Source organism: Campylobacter sp. US50a (assembly GCF_004379015.1).
Classification (GTDB): Bacteria; Campylobacterota; Campylobacteria; order Campylobacterales; family Campylobacteraceae; genus Campylobacter_D; species Campylobacter_D jejuni.
On the sequence record NZ_RYYJ01000036.1, the window covers coordinates 1 to 1,545 of the forward strand.

Sequence of the window (1,545 nt, forward strand, 5' to 3'; positions counted from 1 at the left end):
AATAAAGTAAGAGTATCTAAGAATTCTAGCGAATATGTAGGAGAAAACAAAGACATAGAAATAGGTGCTAATCAAAACACTATTATCCATAAGGATGAGATAAGGAATGTGAAGGGAAATAAAAAGGAAGTGGTTGAGGGAAAACTTGAGCTTCATGTTAATAAAGGAATAAATTACTTTACGGAAGAACATTTTAGTATGCAAACTAACAATTACATTGATATATATACAGAACAAAATTTAAGCACGCAAACTAAAAAACAACATACAGAACTTGCAGAATCTAAATATAGTGACTTTCAAACAGATTGTGAAGTAAAGGCAGGCAATCAAATCCTCCACCAAGTAGGCGATACTCAAATTGTTACTAAGGGAGATTGTGTTATTATTAAAGCAGGTGGAGTTGAAGTAACTATAGACTCTAATGGACTTGTGGTTAGAGGTGGAGAGATTAAGGCAGAGTAAAATAAATTAAAGGAGTTCTTATGCAAAAGTTTTTAATAGTTTTAGGATTGTGTTTAATGTTAGCCATTAGTGTTAATGCTCAATCTCCAAAAGAAGCTAAACCTAGCTTTGATTGTAGCAAAGCAACTACAAAAGTTGAAAAGATGATTTGCAATGATGAAGGTGGGCGGTTAAAAAATTTAGATCGCTATATGGGTGAAGTCTATACACAATTAAGAAAAGAGTTAAAGATTTCTAAATTTCCTGATAAGAAGCAAAGGCTAAAAGATCTTTTAGATTCACAAAGAGCTTTTATTAAAAACTTAAATAAAGTTGATTTTATAAAAGATGCTTATGAAGAGCGCATTACACAATTACTTAAACTTCTAGGAGAAGTGCTAGATTCTAACAATAAAGAACTATGTGAATATGCAAGAAGATATGAGAGTGATGACAGTAAATGGCAAGAAGTTCCTCCATCTGTCAATCCTCCCTTTAGTATAGGTTTTTGTGCTTTTGGAGCAAATAATAAATATGGCATTTTTTATCATTATTGCACAGAAAATAGAGAGATTATAAAAGAAGAAATGGCAAAAGCTATCAAAGAAAAAGATCCTTATATCAGTTTTCCTAAAGTCTATAAAAGAAAAATTGATATTAATAATGATGGAGTGTTAGATAATGTAATTCTTTCACGAGGGGAATATTTTAGTGCACTTTGGATATATAAAAATGGTAAGCTAGATGCAAAAGCAAGTGGTAAAATCTATGGAGATGATCTGCATTTTCATGGAGAAAAAACTAGTTATCAAACTGTAATGGTTAATGAAGTGCCTAGCATAGCATTTGATACATATGCCCTGCCAAGCAATAAAATTTCAGGAATACCAGAACAAGCAGAATTTAACTCTGAAATTCCTATACTAAGCTATTTAACTTATGGAGTTATGGAATTTCAAGGCAAAAATTATATTACTCTTTGGAATGGTAGATTTAATTTTGATGAGAATTCTACTTATCCAGAAACACGTATTTATCTTTTAGAAGGTAATAAAAGAGAGTTAAAATGCACTTTTTAAAAAGGAAATAATTGATGTTTGA

Annotated in this window: 1 protein-coding gene and 1 pseudogene; both read left to right on the top strand. The window is 30.7% G+C overall.

What is annotated here, in order from left to right:
* Positions 1-465, top strand: a pseudogene (locus ELQ11_RS10410) (VgrG protein); the annotation flags it as partial.
* Positions 466-485: 20 nt separating this feature from the next.
* Positions 486-1,523, top strand: coding sequence for a DUF1311 domain-containing protein (locus ELQ11_RS09480; protein WP_134225301.1), 1,038 nt, complete (start codon positions 486-488; stop codon positions 1,521-1,523).
* The last annotated feature ends 22 nt before the right edge of the window (positions 1,524-1,545 follow it).

Excerpts from the sequence above, each read along its gene's own strand:
- ELQ11_RS09480 (WP_134225301.1), top strand. The coding sequence starts at position 486 with ATGCAAAAGTTTTTAATAGTTTTAGGATTGTGTTTAATGTTAGCCATT.